General features: G+C 36.8%; 1 protein-coding gene. It reads left to right on the top strand.

Going from position 1 to position 1,027, the window contains the following annotated elements; all coding sequences use genetic code 11:
* Positions 1 to 196: 196 nt before the first annotated feature.
* The coding region (locus AC33VI_RS22675) for a DUF8459 domain-containing protein (RefSeq protein ID WP_491784530.1) at positions 197 to 1,027 on the top strand (831 nt) is incomplete at its 3' end.

Below are 1,027 nucleotides of genomic sequence, written 5' to 3'. Positions count from 1 at the left end.
GCCAGTTTTCTGAAAAAAACTTGAGTTACTAATCTTTACCATCGGACAGAGCAGCACTCTCTGACTGCTACTTACTCACAATTTCTTCAATTTATTTATATTTTATATATAGTTAGAAGCTTAATAATATTGCTTTAGCTCAATGAATATAGTCCAATTGAGAAATAAACTCCTTTGATAAGCTTAGTAGTTTTTCATGTTTTTCTCACTCCCTCGCTTTAAATTTTGGCTGACGATCGCGTTAACTTGGGGACTAATATGTATTACTTCTCCATTAATAGCTCAAACTTCTACTCATCCAACTGATACAAAACCAACATCTACATCGATAACCTTCAAAGATACATCAAGTTTATTTTCTTATCTGTCTCGTCTAGCCAACTTTTCGGAAAAGCCAGTCGCTGAATGGATTTGGCTGGATGGTCGTCGTTTATTTCAAGTTACCGCATTAGAAGATTATCTGCCAGAAAGAGTGCCAAAAATCAAGAGTAATTTAGAACAAATTAGTGATGCTTATTTTCAAAGCAACAGTAACGATTTGCAAGTTAATGTAGTTACAGTTAATGGTTTGCCAACGATCTATATTAACGGTCAATATTTTTTTACCGTAACCGAACTAGATGCCAAACTACGGGACATTAATACATTTACTTGGGCAGAAGAGTTAAGCCAAATTCTGCAACAGGCATTAATCAGAGCCAAACAAGAGCGGCAACCACAATTTTTAAAACGTCAATTTGCGATCGCTGGTGGCATGATGTTTGCGGTAGTAATCGGGAATTGGTTACTCAGAAAACTACGATGGCGCATTCAACCAACTAAAGCCAAAACCGATAAGCCGACGGAAATTGCCCCAGACGAGAGCGCAACTAAGAAGCAATACCAAAACAATTTCCAAGCGATTGAATACAGATTATTGTTCTACTTTCAGATTCTGCTTTGGCTAGGTGGAGTTTTAGTATGTTTGCATTTATTTCCCTATACTCGACCTTTACAGGTATGGCTACTTTCTGGATTAAAAATTCCT

The organism is Waterburya sp., from assembly GCF_058530065.1.
The sequence above is the reverse complement of the archived record's forward strand: the minus strand, read 5'-3'. Positions and strand labels throughout refer to the sequence as shown.